The sequence below is a fragment of the Achromobacter sp. genome (assembly GCF_036567245.1).
GTDB lineage: Bacteria > Pseudomonadota > Gammaproteobacteria > Burkholderiales > Burkholderiaceae_B > Achromobacter.
The window spans coordinates 1-18,816 of record NZ_DATCUY010000560.1 but is presented as its reverse complement, the minus strand read 5'-3'; the positions used below and the strand labels follow the sequence as shown (position 1 = coordinate 18,816).

Sequence of the window (18,816 nt, the reverse complement as noted above, 5' to 3'; positions counted from 1 at the left end):
CAGGGCCTCGGCTTCGGCGGCGCTGGAGGCGTAGTTGATGGCGACGGCGTGGCCGTCGCGCGCCAGGCGGCGGACGATGGCGGCGCCTATGCCGCGCGACCCGCCGGTGACGAGCGCGATGCGTTGCGTGGCCTGGGTATTCATGTCGTATCTCCGGTTGTGCAAGGGGTGAGACGTATCATGAACTATTCCAGAAGTAAGATAATTACTCTATATTCGCTAACATAATTTCATTTGCATTAATAATGGGCGTATAGCGATGGACCGGTTCCAGGAAATGCAGGTGTTCGTGCGGATCGCCGAAAGGCGCAGCTTTTCCAAGGCGGCCGAGGACCTGCAGATCCCCCGTCCCACGGTCACCAATCTGGTCAAGCGGATGGAAGCGCGCCTGGGCGCCCGGCTGCTGGAGCGCACCACGCGCCAGGTGCGGCTCACGCATGACGGCGAGGCCCACTATCAGCGCTGCGTGCGGCTGCTGGCGGATCTGGAAGAGGCCGACGGCGCCTTCCTGGATACCTCGCCCAAAGGCTTGTTGCGGGTCAATGCGCAGGGCACGCTGGCGAGGTTCTTCGTCATGCCGGGCCTGCCCGCGTTCCTGGAACGCTACCCCGACATCGTGCTGCAGCTGGGCGAGGACGACCGGCTGGTCGACCTGGTGCGCGAAGGGGTGGACTGCGTGCTGCGCACCGGCACGCTGCAGGATTCGTCGCTGGTCGGGCGCCAGATCGCGCTGATGCCGCAGGTGACGGTGGCCAGCCCGGCCTATCTGGAGCGCTTCGGCGTACCCATGCGGCTGGAGGACCTGGAAGGCCATTGTGCGGTCGACTATCTGTCCAGCGCCACGGGGCGGGGCATGCCGCTGGACTTCATGGTCGAGGGCAAGAATGTGCAGATGCGCCCCAGGGCCGTGGTCAGCGTCACGGGCGCGGAGCTATACACCAGCGCGGCGCTGGCTGGCCTGGGCCTGGTGCAGGTGCCGCGCTACCGCGTCGAGCGGGAGCTTGCGGCGGGCGAACTGAAGATCGTGCTGCCCGCGGCCCCGCCCGCGCCCATGCCCGTGTCGGTCCTGTATCCGCAGAACCGGCAGGTGTCGGCGCGGGTGCGCGTCTTTACGCAATGGCTGGCGGAGATCATCGCCGCCGGCCTGGCTCAGACGATGCCGGTCAGGTAGTACACCGCGATCGCCAGGAAGACCGAGGCGGTCGATATCAGCGTGATGGCGAAGATATCGCCATAGGATTGGCGGTGCGTCAGGCCCGTGACCGCCAGCAGGGTGATGACCGCGCCGTTGTGCGGCAGCGTGTCCATGCCGCCGCTGGCCATGGCGGCAATGCGGTGCAGCACTTCCATTGGGATGCCCGCCGCGTGGGCATTGTCGATGAAGGTCTGCGCCATGGCCGCCAGCGCAATGCTCATGCCGCCCGAGGCCGAGCCGGTGATGCCGGCCAGCGAGGTCACGGCCACCGCTTCGCCCACCAGCGGATCGGGGATGGCCTTGAGCGCGTCGGCGACCAGCAGGAAACCGGGCAGGGCGGCAATGACGCCGCCGAAGCCGTATTCGGCCGCGGTGTTCATCGAGGCCAGCAAGGCGCCCGACACCGCGTTCTTGCTGCCTTCGGCGAAGTGCGCCTTGATGCCGCGGAACGAGAACAGCAGGATGGTGACGATGCCCGCGATCAGCGCGCCCATCACCGCCCACAGCGCGACCTGGTCTTCGGCGTTGACGGGCATGGGCTTGGGCAGGCCCGGCAGCGCGACTTCGGAGCCGGCCGGATACCAGCCCGGTATCCAGCGCGTGAGCAGGTAGTTGGCGACGCCCACCACCACCAGCGGCAGCAGCGCGATCAGCGGATGGTGTTCGCGTTCACTGGGCGGCGTGACCGGTTCGTTGCGCAGCTCGGTGCCGTAGGTCTCGCCGGCGGCGGCCGCGCGCTTGCGCCGCCACTCCAGATAGGCGATGCCGGCGGTGAGCGTGAAGCAGGCGCCGATCAGGCCCAGCCAGGGCGCGGCCCAGGTGGTCGTTTCGAAGAAGGTGGTGGGGATGATGTTTTGGATCTGCGGCGTGCCGGGCAGCGCCGTCATGGTGAAGGTGAACGCGCCCAGCGCGATCGCGCCCGGCATCAGCCGCTTCGGGATGCCGCCCTGGCGGAACATCTCGGCCGCGAACGGGTACACCGCGAACACCACCACGAACAGCGACACGCCGCCGTAGGTCAGCACCGCGCAGACCAGCACGATGGCCATGATGGCGCGTTCGGCGCCGATCAGCCGCAGCACCGCCTGCACGATGGCGCGTGAAAAGCCCGACAGCTCGATCAGTTTGCCAAACACGGCGCCCAGCAGGAACACGGGGAAGTAGAGCTTGGCGAAGCCCGCCATGCGTTCCATGAAGATGCCCGAGAACACGGGCGCCAGCGCCGACGGGTCGGTCAGCAGCACCGCGCCCATGGCCGCGATGGGCGCGCACAGGATCACGCTGTAGCCGCGATACGCCGCCAGCATCAGAAATGCCAGCGCCGCCACCACGATGAACAATCCGGTCATTCGATACTCCAGGAATGAAGAGATAAGGGGTGGGAACAGGGCCTACACCTTACCGCATCGAACCGGATGTCTTTCTTGCAGGGAGCGGGATTCAGCGTTCCAGCAGCGCCTGCGCCTGGCGGGCAATGTCCAGGTCGATCGCGGCATCCTCGCCGCCGCCCATGAACCAGGCGGCGGACAGTCCGCACCAGGCCAGGATCCATTGCAGCAGCCGGCGGCGCTCCAGGCCGGAATGCGCGGCGACGAGTTCCAGCCGCCGCTCGAAGCGTCCGGGCACGATGGCCACCGGCGGCACGGGATCGGCCAGATCCGGATTGCAGAAGATGTTGGCGTAGTCGAAGGCGCGTTCGCCATGCAGGCGCTTGGGGTCGATGACCAGCCAGCCGCGCTCGCCGAAGTCCAGGATGTTGTCGTGGTGCACGTCGCCGTGCAGCACCGTCAGGTCGCGCGGGCTGTCGAGCAGGGCGCGGGCGTGGCGGGCGCTGTGCGCCAGGATGCCGCCTTGCGCCTGCGCCATCGGCCATAGCTCCTCGAACCATGCCTCCAGCGGGCGCAGCGCGGGCAGGGGCCGGGCGCGCGGCGCATGCAGGTCCTTCAGCACGCCGCAGATGATGCGGGTGGCCTCGTCGTCGCGCCCGCTGCGGGCGTATTCGGCCAGCGAGCGCGTACCCGTGGCCCGCTCCAGCAGGATGGCCTCGCCGTCATGGGCCAGCACGCGCGCGGCGCCCTGGCCGTCCCACCAGCGCATCAGCACGCCGCCTTGTTTCTCGTCTTCTTCGTGCGAGACCTTGAGCATGGCGGGCTGGCCGCGATGCCGCACCGGCAGCAGCTGGGCCGCGCGGGTGACGATGGGGGCGCCGTCGGGCAGCAGTTGCCAGCGGGAGAGGTAGGTCTCGAACATGGGGGCGGGAAGCGCTTCGGGGGCTTCTATAGTAGTGCCCGGCGCGCGTCCGCCGGCCTGGCCCGCGTAGCGGCTTGGCGCGGCAACAGGCCGGTGACCGCCGCCGCCACCGCATTGCCCGCCGCGCTGGCGATGATGGGCAGCAGGTAGGAACCGCTGAGGTCATAGGCATAGCCAGCCGCCACCGGCCCGATCAGGGTGCCGAACGCCACGCTGGTGTAGAGCGCGCCGATGATGCCGCTGACATGGCGGCCGCCGAAATAGTCCATGACCACCGCCGGCATCAATGCGACCCAGCCGCCATAGAACGCGCCGAAAACCAATGCGAACAGCGCCAGCGTCCAGAACTGGCCGCAAACGCCCCACAGCGCCAGCGTTGCGGCCATGCCGGCGTACATCGTGGCGAGCGAGGCGCGCCGGCCCAGACGGTCGGCCAGCGTACCCAGCAGGAATCGGCCGGCCGTGCTGCCCACGCCCACCATGCCCAGCAGCAGCACCGCCAGTGCGGGCGCGATGCCGTGATCCAGCGCGTACGGGATGAGATGCACGAAAGGCACGAAGACGCCGAAGGCGCCGGCCATGCTTGCCAGGTACAACAGCACGAAGGCTTTGCTGCGGATGGCGGCGCGCACCGGCATGCCGGCCGGTGCGGACGCTGTCGTTGTGACGGCGGGCGCAGCGTCGCCGTCGGGCTGCAGGCCGCGATCCTGCGGTGAGTTCTCGACCCAGAACGCCGCCGCGCAGCCCAGGACCGCCACCACTGCGGCCAGCGCCAGATAGGCGGCGCGCCAGCCCCACAGCGCTATCAGCGCGGAAGCCAGCGGCGGCACCAGCAGCGTGCCCACGCCTATGCCGCTGACTGCCAGCCCCGACGCCAGGCCGCGCCGGCGCAGGAACCAGCGCTGCACCGCGCCCACCACCGGCACGTAGGCGCAGCCCACGCCCAGTCCGACGCCCAGGCCATAAGCCAGGTAGATCTGCATCATGTCCTGAGCGGCGCTGGCGAGCGCCAGCCCCAGCGCCACCAGCAGCATGCCTATCCATGCCATGCGGCGCGAGCCGTAGCGGTCCGCCAGGGGGCCGCTGACCACGCCAAAGCCGAAGTATAGGAAGCCCGCCAGCGAGAACACCAGCGACACCGCGCCGCGCGTGGCGGCGAAGTCGCGCTGCAAGGCTTCGACGAAGGCGCTGAAGGAATAGGCGCTGCCGAAGCCCAGCAGGGTAATGACAAAGGCTGCGGCCACCACCCGCCATCCGTGGAAGATCCGGCCGACGGTGGATGTGGCGGAGCTGTCTTGTCCATGCATGTTCATCGTCGGCCTCACATCGCCGGCCGGCGCAGGTGCCAGCCCGTGGCCGCCTGGAATGCGGCGCCCAGCCGGAACAGCACAGGCTCGCCCAGATGCGCGGCCACCAGTTGCAGCCCCATAGGCATGCCGGCCTGGCATTGGCCGGCGGGCAGCGTCAGGCAGGGATGGCCCGTCATGTCGAACACGCAGGTATAGCGTTGCAGCGCCTCGACCAGTCCGGGCTGCCGGCCCAGCACGCTGACGGTATCCAGGGTGAGGGGCGGCATGGGCTGCACTGGCGTCAGCAGCGCGTCGACTTTGGCGAACAAGGCGTCGACCTGGCCGCGCATGGCCATGCGGCGCAACAGGATGCGCTGGTAGGCCAGGCCAGAGAGCGCATGGCCTGCCTCGATCACACTGCCCAGCACCGGTCCGTACTCCGCCTTGCGCGAGGGATAAGTGGGGGCGTGCGCAATGGCCGCTTCCACCGCGCAGAGCGGCGCCCAATCGCGCACGGCCTGCGCTGCGTCATCCGAGGGGAAGCGCAGCGGCACCAGGGTCGCGCCCAACTGCTCGAAGACCCGCATTGCCGCCGCCATCATGCGCTGAGTCTGCGGATCGACCTCCCAGGCGTTCCAGTCCGGATCCACGCCTATCCGCAAGCCGCCGACCGGGGCTTCGGCTGCCTGCGTGTAGTGCGGGACGGGCGCCTGCAGTGCGGTCGGATCCGCCGGATCGGGGCCGGCGATTGCCTCCAGCAGTACCGCGGCGTCCTGCGCGCTGCGCGCGATGACGCCGGCATGATCCAGGGACGCCGCAAGTTCGAATACGCCGTGGCGGCTGACGCGGCCCCAGGTGGGCTTGATGCCGGTCAGCCCGGTGGCGGCGCAGGGCCAGCGTATGGAGCCGCCGGTGTCCGAGGCGGTCGCACCAAAGCATAGGCCAGCAGCCGTCGCCACCGCCGATCCGCTGGATGAGATACCGGTCCAGTAATCCGCGTTCCATGGGTTGCGCGGTGGCGCGACGCTCGGGTGGTGGTCGGAGTACGCGCCTTCGGTCATCTGCAACTGCCCCAGCAGCACCGCGCCCGCGTCGCGCAGGCGGCGGACCACCGTGGCGTCGAGATCCGCGGGCGTGCCTCGGTGGATTGCGCTGCCGGCGGCGGTCGGCACGCCTGCGCGGCGGAACAGGTCTTTCAGCCCGATAGGCACGCCATGCAGGGGGCCGCGGTAGCGTCCCTGGCGTATCTCGGTTTCCGCGGCCTGCGCCTCTTGCAGCGCGGATGCCGCCGTCACGCAGGCATAGCTGCGCAGGTCGGCGTCCAGGGCCTCGATGCGCTGCAGCTGGGCGCGTGTGATCTCTACCGGTGAGACTTCGCCGGACCGGATCAGGGCGGCAAGCGCGAGCAGGTCCAGGTGGTGCAGGCCGGCTGTTGCCTTGATACTTTCCGTATAGTTCATCTATTCTTTATAGGGCTTGGATTCAATAGGAAGTGTTCAAGTTAATTCCTATAAGTCTGCAAGACAAACCACGATTTCTATCCTGAATAGATTAGAAAAACTAAATAATTCATTGCCAGCGCCATGACCGCTCCGCGACTTCCCCCGCTTAACGCGCTGCGCGCCTTCGAGGCTGCGGCCCGCCATCTTTCCGTGAAGGATGCTGCACGGGAACTGTGCGTGACGCCCGGCGCGGTCAGCCAGATGATCAAGTCGCTGGAGCAGCATCTGGGCGTGGCCCTGTTCCTGCGCGTGAACCGCGGCATTCAGCTGACGGATGCTGGCCACGGCTTTCTGCCGCCGGTGCGCAACGCCTTCCGCCAGATCCTGGCCGCGTCCGCCCGTATTGCCTTGCCGTCAGAGAGCCGCGTGCTCACGGTCAGCACCACTGCATTCTTCGCGTCGGCCTGGCTGGTTCCCCGGCTCCACGAGTTCCACGCCCGCCATCCGGAGATCGATCTGCAGATCGTCACCAGCAACGCGCTGGCCGCATTCGGCCGGGACGGCGCGGACCTTGCCATCCGCCACGGACTGGGCCGCTACGCGGGACTGCAAAGCGAACATTTGTTGACCGTCGAGGTCGTGCCGGTGGCGTCGGCCGCCCTGGCGGCGAAGCTGGGCATGCCGGCAGGCGCGCAGGATTTGCTGCGCTGGCCGCGGGTGCATGACGAGGCGCGCAACGGCTGGCAACTGTGGTTCACGGCGCAGGGCGTGGAGGAGGCGGGCATGCCGAGGGGGCCTGCCTTCGATGATGGCAGCCTGCTGCTGCAGGCCGTGGCCGCGGGCCAGGGCGCGGGCCTGCTGCCGCTGGCGATGGTGCGGGACGACCTGGCGGCGGGACGCCTGGTCCGGCTGGCCGGCGACGCCTGGCTGGAGGAGTTCGGCTACTACCTGGTGTGGCCGGGCAGGGGCGCCATGCCGGACAAGGCGCGGGTGTTCCGGGACTGGCTGCTGGAAAGCGTGGCGGTTTGAGGGAAGCCGGAGCCGCCACCGGCACAAAGCGGCTTTACAGCGCGGCCGACAGCGCCGCCGCCTTGCGTGCCAGTTCCGCCACGCCAAAGCTGGTCGCGAGCGAGTGCTCGTCCAGTTCTTCCAGCGATACCCAGCGGGCGTCGGCGGCGTCGTCGCCCGCTACCGGTTCACCCGATTGCCAGCGGCACAGTACCGCGATCAGGATGAAGTGGCGGCGCAGCGCGCCCGCGTCGTCGCGGTCGTAGACGTCCACGGCGTCGAACACATGCAGAGGTTCGGCGCGCACGCCGGTTTCTTCCAGCAGTTCGCGCGCCGCGGCGGCATGAAGGCTTTCACCCGCATCGATCTTGCCGCCGGGGAAGGCCCAGCGGCCCTGGTCTGGCGGGTTGGCGCGGCGCACCAGCAGCACGCGGCCGTCGCGGACGACTGCGGCGATGGTGGCGGCGATGGGGCGCTGGGGGGAGGGCGCGGTCATGCGTGCTTCCTTTCTGTGGCGACGGCCTGGGTATGCCAGGGTACGCCAAGCCGGCCTTAGCGCAAATCCCCGTAGTGCCGGACCGGTCCCTGGTGCACACTGTCAGCCGCGCCGGCATGAGCGCATCGTACAGGGGGCGGGAGGGCAGCATGGATACACCGGACCGGCAGTTGCGCTATTTCTTGCGCATTGCGGAACTCAAATCGCTATCGCGCGCGGCCGAGGACCTGGACCAGACCCAGTCCGGACTGAGCCGGCAACTGGCGGCGCTGGAGGCCCACGTGGGCAAGCCGCTCTTCACCCGCACCGGGCGCGGCGTGGAGCTGACCGAGGCGGGCGCGCGCCTGTTGGACGGCATCCAGCCTGCGTACCGCAACATAGACCGGGTGCTGGAGGCCGTGCGCCAGCGCGAGGGCGTGACGCAGGGGACGGTCCGGCTCGCCACCGTGCACACCCTCAGCTACTACTTCATGGCCGAGGTGGTGGCCAGTTTCGTCAGCAGTCATGAACACGTCAACCTGTCCGTGATGGGCCGCAGTTCCCCCGAGGTGGTGGCGCTGGTGGAAAGCGGCAAGGCCGACGTGGGCTTCGTCTATGACGCAGCGGTGGCGTCGGACAACCTGGCGTCGGCCACGCTGTTCGATGACGACATGTGCCTGATCGTGCGCGGCGACGTGCCACTGCCGGACGACGTCGACCTGGCCGGCATGGATCTGCGGCTGGTGGGCTTCCCGCCGCATTACGCGCTGCGCAAGATGATCCACAGCGCGGGACTGGAGCCCGAGTTCGTGGCCGAGGCCGAAACCATAGACGCCATGCTCAAGCTGGTGTCCTCGGGCGTGGGTGCCTGTATTCTTCCGTCCCGCATTCCCGACAAGCTGCTGACCGAATACGGGCTGCGCAAGGTCCGGGTTCATAGCCCCATTTTGCGGCGCCGCGTGGTCGCGATCACCCTGGCCAACCGCCAGCCCCTGCCGCTGGTGAGCGATCTGCTGGCCGTCGCGCACCGCATTGCGGCACGGTAACCGTCCCGGCGGGTTCGAATAGCAGCTATGACCCTGGCTGCATGGCTGTATCGCCGCTTGCTTTCCATACTGTGCATACCTCGCGCGGCGTCCGCTGGCGCCGATGACGCGGGCAATACACAGGGGAAGACATGAGCACCGCATTACGAGAGAAATCGTATTTCGACACCCGCGCCACGCAGGAAATGGCGCGCCATCTGCACGCCGTGCCGCGCAGCATCCAGGAAACCATGGCTTACGCCTGTCGCATCCTGGCCATGACCGAGCAGGAAGCCGGGCTGGCGGGGCAGATCAGCGTACGCTCGCAGCGCCCGGGGGCCTATTGGACCCTGCGCTTCGGGCTGGGCTTCGACGAAGCCACGCCGGCCGACTTCATCGAGGTGGACCGCGACCTGCATACGCTGACGGGCGAGGGCATGGCCAACCCGGCCACGCGCTTTCACCTGTGGGTCTACGAGGCGCGGCCCGACGTGCAATCCATCATCCACACGCATTCGCCCTGGGCCTCGGCGCTGGCCGCGGCGCGCCAGCCGCTGGTGATCTCGCAGATGGACATGACGCCGCTGCACGACGACTGCGCGTTCCTGGGCGAATGGCCGGGCGTGCCGATCGCGGACCAGGAGGGCGTGATCATTTCCGGCGCGCTGGGCAAAAAACGCGCCATCATTCTGGCGCATCACGGCTATCTGACGGCCGGCGTGACCTGCGAAGAGGCGACCTACCTGTCGGTGTACCTGGAACGCGCGGCGCGCATGCAGATCCGCGCACAGGCGTTCGGTCCGCTGACGCCGGTGGACGACGCGCTGGCGCGCGAAGCGCACGACTATCTGCTCAAGCCCTCGATCGTCAATGCGACGTTCAACTACTGGGCCCGGCAGACGCACGGCATCCCGCCCTTGCCGCTGCCCGCCGCCTGATACCGCGCAGCTTCATTCTTCCAGAACTTTTTTTGGGGAGTCATGATGATGACGACCAAGCCTGCGGCTGCGCGCTCGCGCCGCGATTACGTGACGGCCGGACTGGCCAGCATGATGGGCACCACCATCGAGTGGTACGACTTTTTTCTTTACGGCACTGCTGCCGCGCTGATCTTCAACAAGATCTTCTTTCCGTCCTTCGACCCGCTGACGGGCACCCTCGCCGCGTTCGCCACCTATTCCGTGGGCTTTTTCGCACGGCCCCTGGGCGGCGTGATCTTCGGCCACTACGGCGACAAGATCGGCCGCAAATCCATGCTGCTGATCACCTTGCTGCTGATGGGCGTGCCCACCATCCTGATCGGGCTGATTCCGTCGTATGAACAGATCGGCTACTGGGCCGCGGTGCTGCTGGTGCTGATGCGCTTCCTGCAAGGCATTGCGGTGGGCGGCGAATGGGGCGGAGCGGTGTTGATGGCGGTGGAACATGCGCCGGACGGCAAGAAGGGTTTCTTCGGCAGCCTGCCGCAAGCCGGGGTGGCGCCGGGCCTCATCCTGTCGTCGCTGGCGATGGGCGCGGTCGCCAGCTTGCCCGAAGCCGACATGCTGGCCTGGGGTTGGCGCCTGCCGTTCCTGGCCAGCGTGATATTGCTGCTGGTGGGCTGGTTCATCCGGGTCAAGGTGGCCGAGTCGCCCGACTTCGAGCAGATGAAAGAGAAGGGCGCCAAGGTCGAGGTGCCGGTGGCCGAGGTGCTCAAGCACCATCGCCGCGCGCTGCTGGTGGTGGTGGGCGCCAGGCTGGCGGAAGTGACCTGGTTCTACACCGTGGTGACCTTTTCGCTGGCCTACGCCACGGGCACCCTGGGCATTGCGCGTTCGGTCATGCTGGACGCCACGATCTGGGGCGCGGCCGTCGCGCTGTTCACCATGCCGCTGTTCGGCATGCTGGGCGACAAGATCGGCCACAAGTGGGTCTTCATGGTCGGCACCCTGGGCATCCTGGCCTGCGCGCCGGTCTTCTTCCATTTGCTGGGTACCCGCGATACCTCCTGGATCATCCTGGCGGTATGCCTGGCGGTCGGCCTGGTCTACGCTTGCCTCTACGGGCCGGAAGGCACCTTGTTCTCCAGCCAGTTCCCGGCTGAAGTGCGCTACACGGGCATTTCGCTGGCGGTGCAGGTATCCGGCGCCATCGGCGGCGGGCTGGCGCCCATCGTGGCGACCTGGCTGCTGGCCAAGGGCGGGGGCGATCCCAGGTACGTGGTGTGGTACCTGAGCATCCTGGGGGTGATCGCCTTGTTCAGCGCCTGGCTGATGCGCAGCGAGGCCGCGGCCCCTGCCTTGCGGGTGCCCGCCCGCGCAAACCTGAGGACGCCGTGAAGACCATCGACTATTACTTCTGGATGAACTCCGACTGGGCCTACCTGGGCGCCGACAGACTGGAGGCGCTGGCCGCGCGTCAGCAGGCCCGGATCCGTTATCTGCCGGTGGACCTGCCCGAGGTCTATGGCCGCACCGGCGGCATCCTGCTGGGCCTGCGTTCGCCCGAGCGCCAGGCCTACCGGGTGGCGGAGTTGGCGCGCTGGTGCCGCAAGCTGGATATCCACGTCAACGCGCAGCCGGCATATATGTGCCCGGATGCTGGCCTGGCCTCGCGCATCGTCATCGCCGCGGACCGCGCCGGCCTGCCGGTGGCGGCGCTGTACAAGGCTATCCTCAAGGCCGAGTGGTGCGACGAGCAGGATATCTCTGACGAAGCCACCTTGCGCGCCATCCTGCTGCGCCAGGGCCTGGATGCGCCGGCGCTGCTGGCCGCTGCGGCCGAGCCCGGCATCGAGGCCGCCTACCGCCGCAACACCGACGACGCGGTCATGGCCGGGGTGTTCGGTTCGCCCGCCTATGTGTACCGGGGCGAGGTGTTCTGGGGGCAGGACAGGCTGGAGATGTTGGAAGAGGCCGTGGCCGCGTAGGCGGGGCGCGGGCAGGCGTCGCCTGCCCGCGTGTTCCCCGCTATTTCTTCACCAGCGGGCAGGACGAGCGCGACAGCGGCATGAAGGCCTGGTCGCCGGGCAGGGTGGCCACCAGCTTGTAGTAGTCCCATGGCCGCTTGGACTCGGATGGCTTCTTCACCTCGAACAGGTACATGTCGTGCACCATGCGCCCGTCCTCGCGGATGCGGCCGTTGGTGGCGAAGAAGTCGTTGATGGGCATGGACTTCATCTGCTTCATGACTGCGGCGGGTTCGTCGGTGCCCGCGGCCTGCACTGCCTTGAGGTAGTGCATGACGGACGAGTACGTGCCGGCCTGGCTCATGTTGGGCATCTTCTTGAGCTTGTCGTAGTAGCGCTGGGACCATGCCCGGGTCTGGTCGTTCATGTCCCAGTAGAAGGCTTCCGTCAGCGTCAGGCCGGCGGCGGCTTCCAGGCCGATGGCGTGGATGTCGTTGATGTACAGCAGCAGTCCGGCCATCTTCTGGCCGCCCTTGGTCAGCCCGAATTCGCTGGCCGCCTTGATGGCGTTGACCGTGTCGCCGCCGGCGTTGGCCAGGCCCACGATCTGCGCCCGGCTGGCCTGGGCCTGCAGCAGATAGGAGGCGAAATCGCTGGAGCCCAGCGGGTGGCGCGATGCCCCCAGCACGGTGCCGCCGTTGGCCTTCACGACCTCGGTGGCGGAGGCCTGCAAGGTATGGCCGAAAGCGTAGTCGGCGGTCAGGAAGTACCAGCTCTTGCCGCCTTGCTCGACGGTGGCGCGCGCCGTGGTATTGGCCAGCGACCAGGTGTCGTAGGTGTAGTGCACGGAATACGGCGAGCACAGGTCGTTGGTGATGCGTTCGGTGCCGGGCCCGCTGAACACCACGATCTTCTTTTTCTCGCGGGCCACTTCCAGCACGGCCAGCGCGGGGGCCGAGCCCGCCACGTCCATGATGGCGTCGACCTTCTGGGTGTCGTACCACTCGCGGGCCTTGGCGGCGGCGATGTCGGCCTTGTTCTGGTGGTCCACCACCATCAGATCGACCTTCTTGCCCAGCACCGTGCCGCCGAAGTCGGCGATGGCCATTTCGGCGGCGGTCGCGCTGCCTTTGCCCGTGACGTCGGCGTAGACGCCGCTCATGTCCAGGATCAGGCCCAGGCGGACCACGTCGTCGGAGATCGCCTGCGCCATGGCGCAGGGCGCGGCGGCGAAGGCGGTAAACAGGGCTAGCGTGCTGCGCAACTTCAGGGAAATCCGGGGGGTTCTACGGCATTTCATGGTTGGTCTCCTTTTGCCGGATCTTGTTCGGATACTGCTGGCGCTTGGAGGATCTGCTGCGGCGCTCTGTTCTGGCCTTACGCTGACGGGTCGCGGTGGGGAGGCTCCTTGTGGTGAAAGCGGTCTAGCGGTGGGACAGCAGGTCGAATTCCATCCGCACCTTGCTGAATGGGAATTCCAGCCGCGCGAAATACACCACGCGGCCGTCGATGCAGGCATAGCGGCGCAACTCCGCGACTGGCGACGACACAGGGATTTGCAAGGACTCGGCGGATTCCTGGCCAGCCTCGATCACGTTCAGCACCTGGCGCGCTTCGCTGATGCGCGCACCGTAGAACTGGTCCAGCACGGGCGCCACGGTGCTCTTGCGGATGCGGGCGCGGTGCTTGCGGAACAGCACGCTGTCCAGGAACACCTCGCTATAGCAGAAGGGGTCGCCATCCGTGGTGTGTATCCGCCGCAGGTATTGGAAGCTGCCGCCGCGGTCCGCGCTGCAAGGCATGCCCAGCGTGTCGGGCAGGGGCGAATCGGCGCTGGATTCCACCAGCGATACCGTGCCCAGCTGGTTGCTCAGCTCCACGGTTTCGGCCCAGGTCTTGGGGATCAGCAGGGTAGGCGTCTCAGGCAGTTCGGCGTTGACGAAGGTGCCCGACCCGCGCGAGCGGCGGATCAGGCCATCGTCTTCCAGCAGGCCGAACGCCTGCCGGATGGTCGCCCGCGAGATGCCATAGGTCTCCATCAGCGACTCCAGCGGCGGGATCTGCTGGCCGGGCCGCCAGGTGCGGTTCTGGATATTGCTGCGAAACAGCGCCGCCGCCTGCAGATACAGCGGCTGGGGGCTGCGCGAGAAGAGCTTGGGGTCGGGCATGTTCAGGCAGGGGGCGTCATGGGCGGAGCCGCGAGTATGGCATCGGCCATCTCGCGCAGCCGGTGCTTCTGGATCTTTACCGAATTGGCGCTTTCCACCGAGGGGAATTCGTCCAGCACGGTGAAGCCCGCCGGCGTCTTGAAACCCGCCATCGCGGCTTTGCACGCGGCGGTCCAGCCTGCGGGGTCGGCCGCCGCGCCCGCGTGCAGGAGCACGAAGGCGTAGGGCACGGTCTTGCCTTGATGCGTGGCGCCCACTACCTGGCAGGCGCGCACGCCAGGCAGGGTCTCGACCACCTGTTCGATTTCCACCGGATTGACCAGGAATCCCGACAGGCGCAGCGAGTCGCCCATGCGGGTCTGGAAGACGAACTGGCGCGGATTCAGCGCGTAGCCGAGATCGCCGGTCTTGAAATAGCCGTCATCCGTGAAGGCGCCGCGGGTGGCCTCCGGGTTGTCCAGATAGCCCTGCATCAGGCTGGGCGAGAGGATTTCGAGTTCGCCGGACTGGCCTTGCGGCAGGATTTCACCCGTGGCGGGATCGCGGGCGCGCACGCGCGCTTCGGGGTAGATCAGTGTGCCGCCCGGCTGATGGCGCACGGACACGTCGCCCTCGGCCGGATCGCGCGGTTGTCCGGCGACCAGGGCCACCAGTTCGCTGGAGCCATACAGGCCGGTAAGCGGCACGCCGGCTTCGCGGGCCAGGTCCAGCATATTGTCCAGCGCCGGCGTGAAGTTGGCGAAGCCGAACAGCCGGGCCGAGGCGAAGTCACCCGGGGCCGCGGCGCGCATCATGCCGACCAGGGCCTCGTTGTTGGCGTAGGTGTGCGTCACCGCGTGGCGGCGCACCGCGGCGGCGGATTGCGCCGCGTCGAACACGGGTGCGCAGACCACGGGCGCGCCTTGCGCCAGGGCGCCGACCAAGGTCGCGAAACCGAAGGCGCCGCAGAACGGCGCGCTGGCCAGCACGCAGCTCTGGTCGTCATAGCCATAGGCCCGTGCCACGGCCGCGCCGTGGTGCAGCAAGGTGCGCTGGTCATGCAGCACGAACTTGGGCTTGGAGGTGGTGCCGGACGTGGTGAAGCACAGCACGCCCGCGTTGGGCTGGGCCGCAGGCGCGGGCTCGGCGCAGGCCAGCAGATCCTGGTAACGGTGCGCCGGTTTGCCATGCAGGGAGGCGGGTAGCGCTTCATCGGCGCCGGCCAGCGCAACCACGCCTTGCAGGCGCGACAGATGCTGCGGCGCGACCTCGCCCAGAATGCCCTGGAAGTCTATGCCCTTGAATCCCGGCCAGAACACCAGCCAATCCGCCTTGCCGCGGCCGAGGATGTCGGCCAGCTCCAGCGCCCGGAAGCGCGTGTTGACGGCCAGCACCAGCGCGCCCAGATGCGCGCAGGCCAGGAACGACTGCACCCAGGCGGCGCAATTGGGCAGCCAGACCGCCACGCGCTGCCCGGGCTGCACGCCGATGCGCGCAAGGCCGGCGGCCAAGGCGCGGCTCTGCGCCCGCAGCTGCTCGGCGCTGACAGGCTGGTCCTGGTCGATCAGCAGGGGCGCGCCTGGCTGGCGCGCAGCCAGCGCATCCAGGTGTTCGGAGAAAGTCGAGTACGGCAGGTTCATGGCTTACACCGTGGCGATGGGCGTCACGGGAGAGCCGACCGCGCCGGGCATGCGCAAGGGCGGGGCGGTCAGCAGGAAGCGGTTGCGGCCCTGCGCGTGCAGCCAGTCGGCCAGGTCTTTCAGGTACCAGAGCTCGGCCAGCGGCACGCCCAGCTTGAACAGGCAGTGGTGGTGCAGCGGCAGGATGGAGTGGCCGGGGCCTGCGGTGCGCGCCGGGTAGGCTTCGACCGCGTAGTTGTCGGCGCAGATCGCGGCGATGCTGGATTGCGTGATCCAGTCCAGCAGTGCCGGGTCGGAGCCGTCCAGCACGGCGCCGGTCTGCTCCAGCTTGTGCGGGTCGGGCTGGCCGTTCATCGCCACGATCTCTTCGGCGAAGCCGGTGCGCAGCACCAGCATGTCGCCGCTTTCGACAGAGACCTTCTGAGCGTGCATGGCTTCCTGCAAGCGGGCGTGGTCCACGAGGGTACGGCCCGGGCCGAAGGCGCGGGCCAGGTCCACCAGCACCCCGCGGCCCTGCATGCCTTTTTCGGCGTAGCGGCTGATGCCGAGCTTGCGCGCGTAGGAGCCGCCGGGCGGGCAGCAGGCGTAGTCCGAATTGTCGGGATCCGCGCCGCCGAATACGTCCACGCCGGCCGCGTAGCCGTTGTAGTAGACGCGGCGCGCCTCGCCGTCGCCCTGGATGTCGAACATTGCGCCTACATGGCAGAGGCCGTCCCATTGGGTGGAGTACTGCATGGACAGCGTGACCTGGTCGTCGGACAGCACGTCCACGGCCTCGGGCTGCACCTGGGACATCTGGAAGTTCAGGTAGGGGGTGCCTTCGCGGAAGGTGGGCTTGAGCACCGGCGCGTGGCGGCGCGGGTTCAGCACATTGCCTCCCGGCAGGTCCAGCGGCAGGGACAGGCAGAACACCTTGCCCGCGCGCACCTCCCGCACCGCCTGCAACACTTTTTCCTCGGTCAGCAGGTTCAGGCGGCCGATCTCGTCATCCGGGCCGAAGTCGCCCCAGGTAGAGCCCTCGGGGCGTTGGGTCCAGCGTTTCATCTGCTTGTCTCCTGGAGGTTTTCTATGTTCTTATGAATATAGTACGTATTTACGTACTTTAAAAAGAAATCCGCAATCAGCGGGTTCGAGAGGAGACAAGCCCATGACGCAATTCCTGCATCGCAGGTTGGCGCTCACTGCGCCGGCCCTGGCCGCGCTGGCCTTCCTGACGCTTCCTGCGGCGCACGCCGCCGGCTACCCCGACCATCCCGTTACAGTCGTCGTGCCTTATCCGCCGGGCGGCGGCGCGGACATCTTCGGCCGCGCCATCGCCCACGCGCTGGAGCCGGGCCTGAAGCAGACCGTGCTGGTCGAGAACAAGCCCGGCGCCGGCGGCAATATCGGCATGGCCTACGTGGCGCGCGCCAAGCCCGACGGCTACACGCTGGGCCTGGGCACCATCGGCACCCAGACCATCAACCAGTTCCTCTACAGCAACATGGCGTTCGACCCAGAGCGCGACCTGGTGCCCATCGCGCTGGTGTCGACCACGCCCAACGTCATTGCCGTCAGCGCCAAGTCGCCCTACAAGACGGTGGCCGACGTGATCAAGGCGGCCAAGCAGTCCAAGGACAAGAAGCTGACCTATGCGTCGCCCGGCATCGGTTCCTCGGTGCACCTGACCGGCGCCTACTTCGAGGCCATGGCCGGCGTGACCATGCTGCACGTGCCGTTCAAGGGCACGTCGGCATCGTTGCCAGCCGTGGCGGGCGGACAGGTCGACCTCCTGTTCGACAACCTGCCCGGCGCGCTGGCGCAGATCAAGGACGGCAATCTGATACGAGGCGTGGCCGTCACGTCTGCCACGCGTGATGCCTCGGTGCCCAACCTGCCCACCGTCGCGGAATCCGGCCTGCCGGGCTTTGACGTCACCGCCTGGTTTGCGCTGTACGCCCCGCGCAACACGCCTGAGCCGGTGGTCAAGCAGTTGATCGAGGCCGCGCGCAGCGGCCTGCAAAACCCGGCCATCGCCAGCAACTTCGCCGGCATGGGCGCCAAGCCCGGGGCGCTCTTCGGCGCGGACCTGGGAGCTTTCGAGAGCGCCGAGCGCAAGAAATGGGGCGGGCTCATCAAGGACCAGGGAATCACCGCGCAATGAACAAGCCCACCGCACTGGTCACCGGCGGCAGCCGGGGCATAGGCCGCGCCATCATCGCGCGCCTGATCGAGGATGGTTTTGAAGTCGTCAACTTCAGCCGCGGCGCACCCGAGACGCTGCTGCCTGGCGAGACGTTCCTGTCGGTCGATCTGGGCGACGCGTCGGCCACCATCGCAGCCGTGCAGGACCTGGCGGCTCAGCGCCAGGTCCTGCATCTGGTCAACAACGCCGGCATGATTCAGGTCGCGCGCATCGGCGACGTGACCCAGGAGCAGATGGCGCGGATCATGGCGCTGAACGTCACGGCGCCGGTCCTGCTGATGCAGGCCCTGCTGCCCGGCATGCGGGCGGCGGGTTACGGCAGGGTGGTGAACATCGGCAGCCGCGCCGCCCTGGGCAAGGACGGGCGCACCGTCTACGGCGCTTCCAAGGCGGCGCTGGCCGGAATGACGCGCACCTGGGCGCTGGAGCTGGCGGGCAGCGGCATCACGGTGAACACGGTGGCGCCCGGGCCCATCGCAACCGAACTGTTCAATCAGTCCAACCCGCCGGGCGCGCCGCGGACGCTGGCGCTGGAGGCTTCGATTCCGGTGGGACGCGTGGGCCGGCCCGAAGAGGTCGCGCATGCGGTGTCCATGTTCATGGATCCGCGCGCGGGCTTCATGACGGGGCAGATGCTGTACGTGTGCGGCGGCGTGTCGGTGGGGCTGGCAGGCTAGCCGTTCAGCGTTTGAGCCAGTTGCGCCATTTCCTTTCGGGACACCTTGCCGGAGGCCGCCAGCGCTTGCGCCCGTTCCAGGCGCAGGCGCTTGAGCACTTCCGTGGGCGCCACGCCGAAATGCGCGGCGAACTTGCGCTGGAAGGTGCGCCGCGACATCTGGCAGGCGTCGGCCATGTCGTCGACCGACCAGCGCGCCGATAGCTGCGCCTCGATTTTTTCCACCAGGTCCCGGAACGGCGCGGCCAGGCGGTCCTGCAAGCGCAGCGCCTGACTGTACTGGCGCTGGTCGCCGTTGCGGCGCATGAACACGACCAGCCGGCGCGCGATGCGCTGCGACAGGTCCGCGCCGAAGTCGCGCTCGATCAGCGCCAGCGCCAGATCGATGCCGGCGGTGACGCCGGCCGAGGTCCAGTACTTGCCGCTTTCGATGTAGATGCGGTCGTCCTCGACGCGCAGGGCGGGGTGGAGCTGGCGCAGCCGGTCGGCCGAGCGCCAGTGGGTGGTGACGGCGCGGCCATCCAGCAGGCAGGCCGCGGCCAGCACGAAGGCGCCGGTGCAGACGCTGCAAGTGCGCTTGGCATGCGCGTCGCGGCG

Annotated in this window: 19 protein-coding genes; 8 read left to right on the top strand and 11 right to left on the bottom strand. The window is 68.0% G+C overall.

Translation table 11 applies throughout. From position 1 onward, the window contains the following. Nucleotides 1-144, bottom strand: a 144-nt coding sequence (locus tag VIR09_RS23565; protein ID WP_332015045.1) for an SDR family NAD(P)-dependent oxidoreductase, incomplete at its 3' end; no start/stop codon positions are given. Nucleotides 145-259: 115 nt separating this feature from the next. Here VIR09_RS23565 and VIR09_RS23560 point away from each other — a divergent pair. Beyond that, nucleotides 260-1,171 (top strand): LysR family transcriptional regulator, encoded by a 912-nt coding sequence (locus tag VIR09_RS23560; protein ID WP_332015043.1) that lies wholly within the window; start codon nt 260-262, stop codon nt 1,169-1,171. Here VIR09_RS23560 and VIR09_RS23555 read toward each other — a convergent pair. From VIR09_RS23555 to VIR09_RS23540, 4 genes are all read right to left on the bottom strand, one after another. After that, a complete protein-coding gene (locus VIR09_RS23555) occupies nt 1,150-2,544 on the bottom strand; it encodes a GntP family permease (protein ID WP_332015042.1) in 1,395 nt (464 codons plus the stop codon). The genes VIR09_RS23560 and VIR09_RS23555 overlap by 22 nt on opposite strands. A 91-nt stretch (nt 2,545-2,635) precedes the next feature. After that, nucleotides 2,636-3,445 carry an aminoglycoside phosphotransferase family protein gene (locus tag VIR09_RS23550; RefSeq protein WP_332015041.1) on the bottom strand — a complete coding sequence of 270 codons (810 nt, stop codon included), beginning with the start codon at nt 3,443-3,445 and terminating at the stop codon, nt 2,636-2,638. Nucleotides 3,446-3,471: 26 nt separating this feature from the next. Then, nucleotides 3,472-4,758: an MFS transporter gene (locus VIR09_RS23545; protein ID WP_332015040.1), complete on the bottom strand. Its 1,287-nt coding sequence runs from the start codon at nt 4,756-4,758 to the stop codon at nt 3,472-3,474. Between the two features lie 8 nt (nt 4,759-4,766). After that, nucleotides 4,767-6,194, bottom strand: a complete 1,428-nt coding sequence (locus VIR09_RS23540) for an amidase (RefSeq protein ID WP_332015039.1) — start codon at nt 6,192-6,194, stop codon at nt 4,767-4,769. A gap of 123 nt (nt 6,195-6,317) precedes the next feature. Between VIR09_RS23540 and gcvA the strand changes: the two genes are divergently transcribed. Next, the gene (gcvA, locus tag VIR09_RS23535) at nt 6,318-7,205 is read left to right on the top strand and encodes a transcriptional regulator GcvA (RefSeq protein WP_332015038.1); all 888 of its coding nucleotides are present in this window, start codon (nt 6,318-6,320) and stop codon (nt 7,203-7,205) included. A 34-nt stretch (nt 7,206-7,239) separates the two neighbouring features. On the opposite strand, the gene VIR09_RS23530 is transcribed toward gcvA, so the two are convergent. Then, nucleotides 7,240-7,680 (bottom strand): NUDIX hydrolase, encoded by a 441-nt coding sequence (locus tag VIR09_RS23530; RefSeq protein ID WP_332015037.1) that lies wholly within the window; start codon nt 7,678-7,680, stop codon nt 7,240-7,242. Between the two features lie 149 nt (nt 7,681-7,829). Between VIR09_RS23530 and VIR09_RS23525 the strand changes: the two genes are divergently transcribed. The 4 genes from VIR09_RS23525 to VIR09_RS23510 all read left to right on the top strand — a co-directional run bounded on the left by VIR09_RS23525 (nt 7,830) and on the right by VIR09_RS23510 (nt 11,592). Then, nucleotides 7,830-8,705, top strand: a complete 876-nt coding sequence (locus tag VIR09_RS23525) for a LysR family transcriptional regulator (protein WP_332015036.1) — start codon at nt 7,830-7,832, stop codon at nt 8,703-8,705. Between the two features lie 131 nt (nt 8,706-8,836). Continuing rightward, on the top strand, nt 8,837-9,622 hold the full coding sequence (locus tag VIR09_RS23520) for an aldolase (RefSeq protein WP_088139915.1): 786 nt from the start codon (nt 8,837-8,839) through the stop codon (nt 9,620-9,622). A 45-nt stretch (nt 9,623-9,667) separates the two neighbouring features. Further along, on the top strand, nt 9,668-11,002 hold the full coding sequence (locus VIR09_RS23515) for an MFS transporter (RefSeq protein ID WP_332015044.1): 1,335 nt from the start codon (nt 9,668-9,670) through the stop codon (nt 11,000-11,002). Next, complete coding sequence (locus tag VIR09_RS23510; protein WP_332015035.1) at nt 10,999-11,592, top strand: 2-hydroxychromene-2-carboxylate isomerase; 594 nt, start codon at nt 10,999-11,001, stop codon at nt 11,590-11,592. The genes VIR09_RS23515 and VIR09_RS23510 overlap by 4 nt, the downstream gene beginning before the upstream one ends. 40 nt (nt 11,593-11,632) lie before the next feature. Here VIR09_RS23510 and VIR09_RS23505 read toward each other — a convergent pair whose 3' ends face one another. From VIR09_RS23505 to VIR09_RS23490, 4 genes are all read right to left on the bottom strand, one after another. Further along, nucleotides 11,633-12,871: an ABC transporter substrate-binding protein gene (locus tag VIR09_RS23505; RefSeq protein ID WP_332015034.1), complete on the bottom strand. Its 1,239-nt coding sequence runs from the start codon at nt 12,869-12,871 to the stop codon at nt 11,633-11,635. Nucleotides 12,872-12,995: 124 nt separating this feature from the next. After that, a complete protein-coding gene (locus VIR09_RS23500) occupies nt 12,996-13,739 on the bottom strand; it encodes a GntR family transcriptional regulator (protein ID WP_332015033.1) in 744 nt (247 codons plus the stop codon). A 2-nt stretch (nt 13,740-13,741) separates the two neighbouring features. Further along, nucleotides 13,742-15,358: an AMP-binding protein gene (locus VIR09_RS23495; protein WP_332015032.1), complete on the bottom strand. Its 1,617-nt coding sequence runs from the start codon at nt 15,356-15,358 to the stop codon at nt 13,742-13,744. Nucleotides 15,359-15,361: 3 nt separating this feature from the next. Then, complete coding sequence (locus VIR09_RS23490) at nt 15,362-16,402, bottom strand: cyclase family protein (protein ID WP_332015031.1); 1,041 nt, start codon at nt 16,400-16,402, stop codon at nt 15,362-15,364. A 103-nt stretch (nt 16,403-16,505) separates the two neighbouring features. Between VIR09_RS23490 and VIR09_RS23485 the strand changes: the two genes are divergently transcribed. Together VIR09_RS23485 and VIR09_RS23480 are read left to right on the top strand one after the other, a co-directional pair. After that, nucleotides 16,506-17,501 carry a tripartite tricarboxylate transporter substrate binding protein gene (locus VIR09_RS23485; RefSeq protein ID WP_332015030.1) on the top strand — a complete coding sequence of 332 codons (996 nt, stop codon included), beginning with the start codon at nt 16,506-16,508 and terminating at the stop codon, nt 17,499-17,501. After that, a complete protein-coding gene (locus tag VIR09_RS23480) occupies nt 17,498-18,220 on the top strand; it encodes an SDR family oxidoreductase (RefSeq protein WP_332015029.1) in 723 nt (240 codons plus the stop codon). The genes VIR09_RS23485 and VIR09_RS23480 overlap by 4 nt, the downstream gene beginning before the upstream one ends. On the opposite strand, the gene VIR09_RS23475 is transcribed toward VIR09_RS23480, so the two are convergent. After that, nucleotides 18,217-18,816 (bottom strand): GlxA family transcriptional regulator (locus VIR09_RS23475; protein ID WP_332015028.1); only part of this gene is annotated, 600 nt, incomplete at its 5' end. The genes VIR09_RS23480 and VIR09_RS23475 overlap by 4 nt on opposite strands.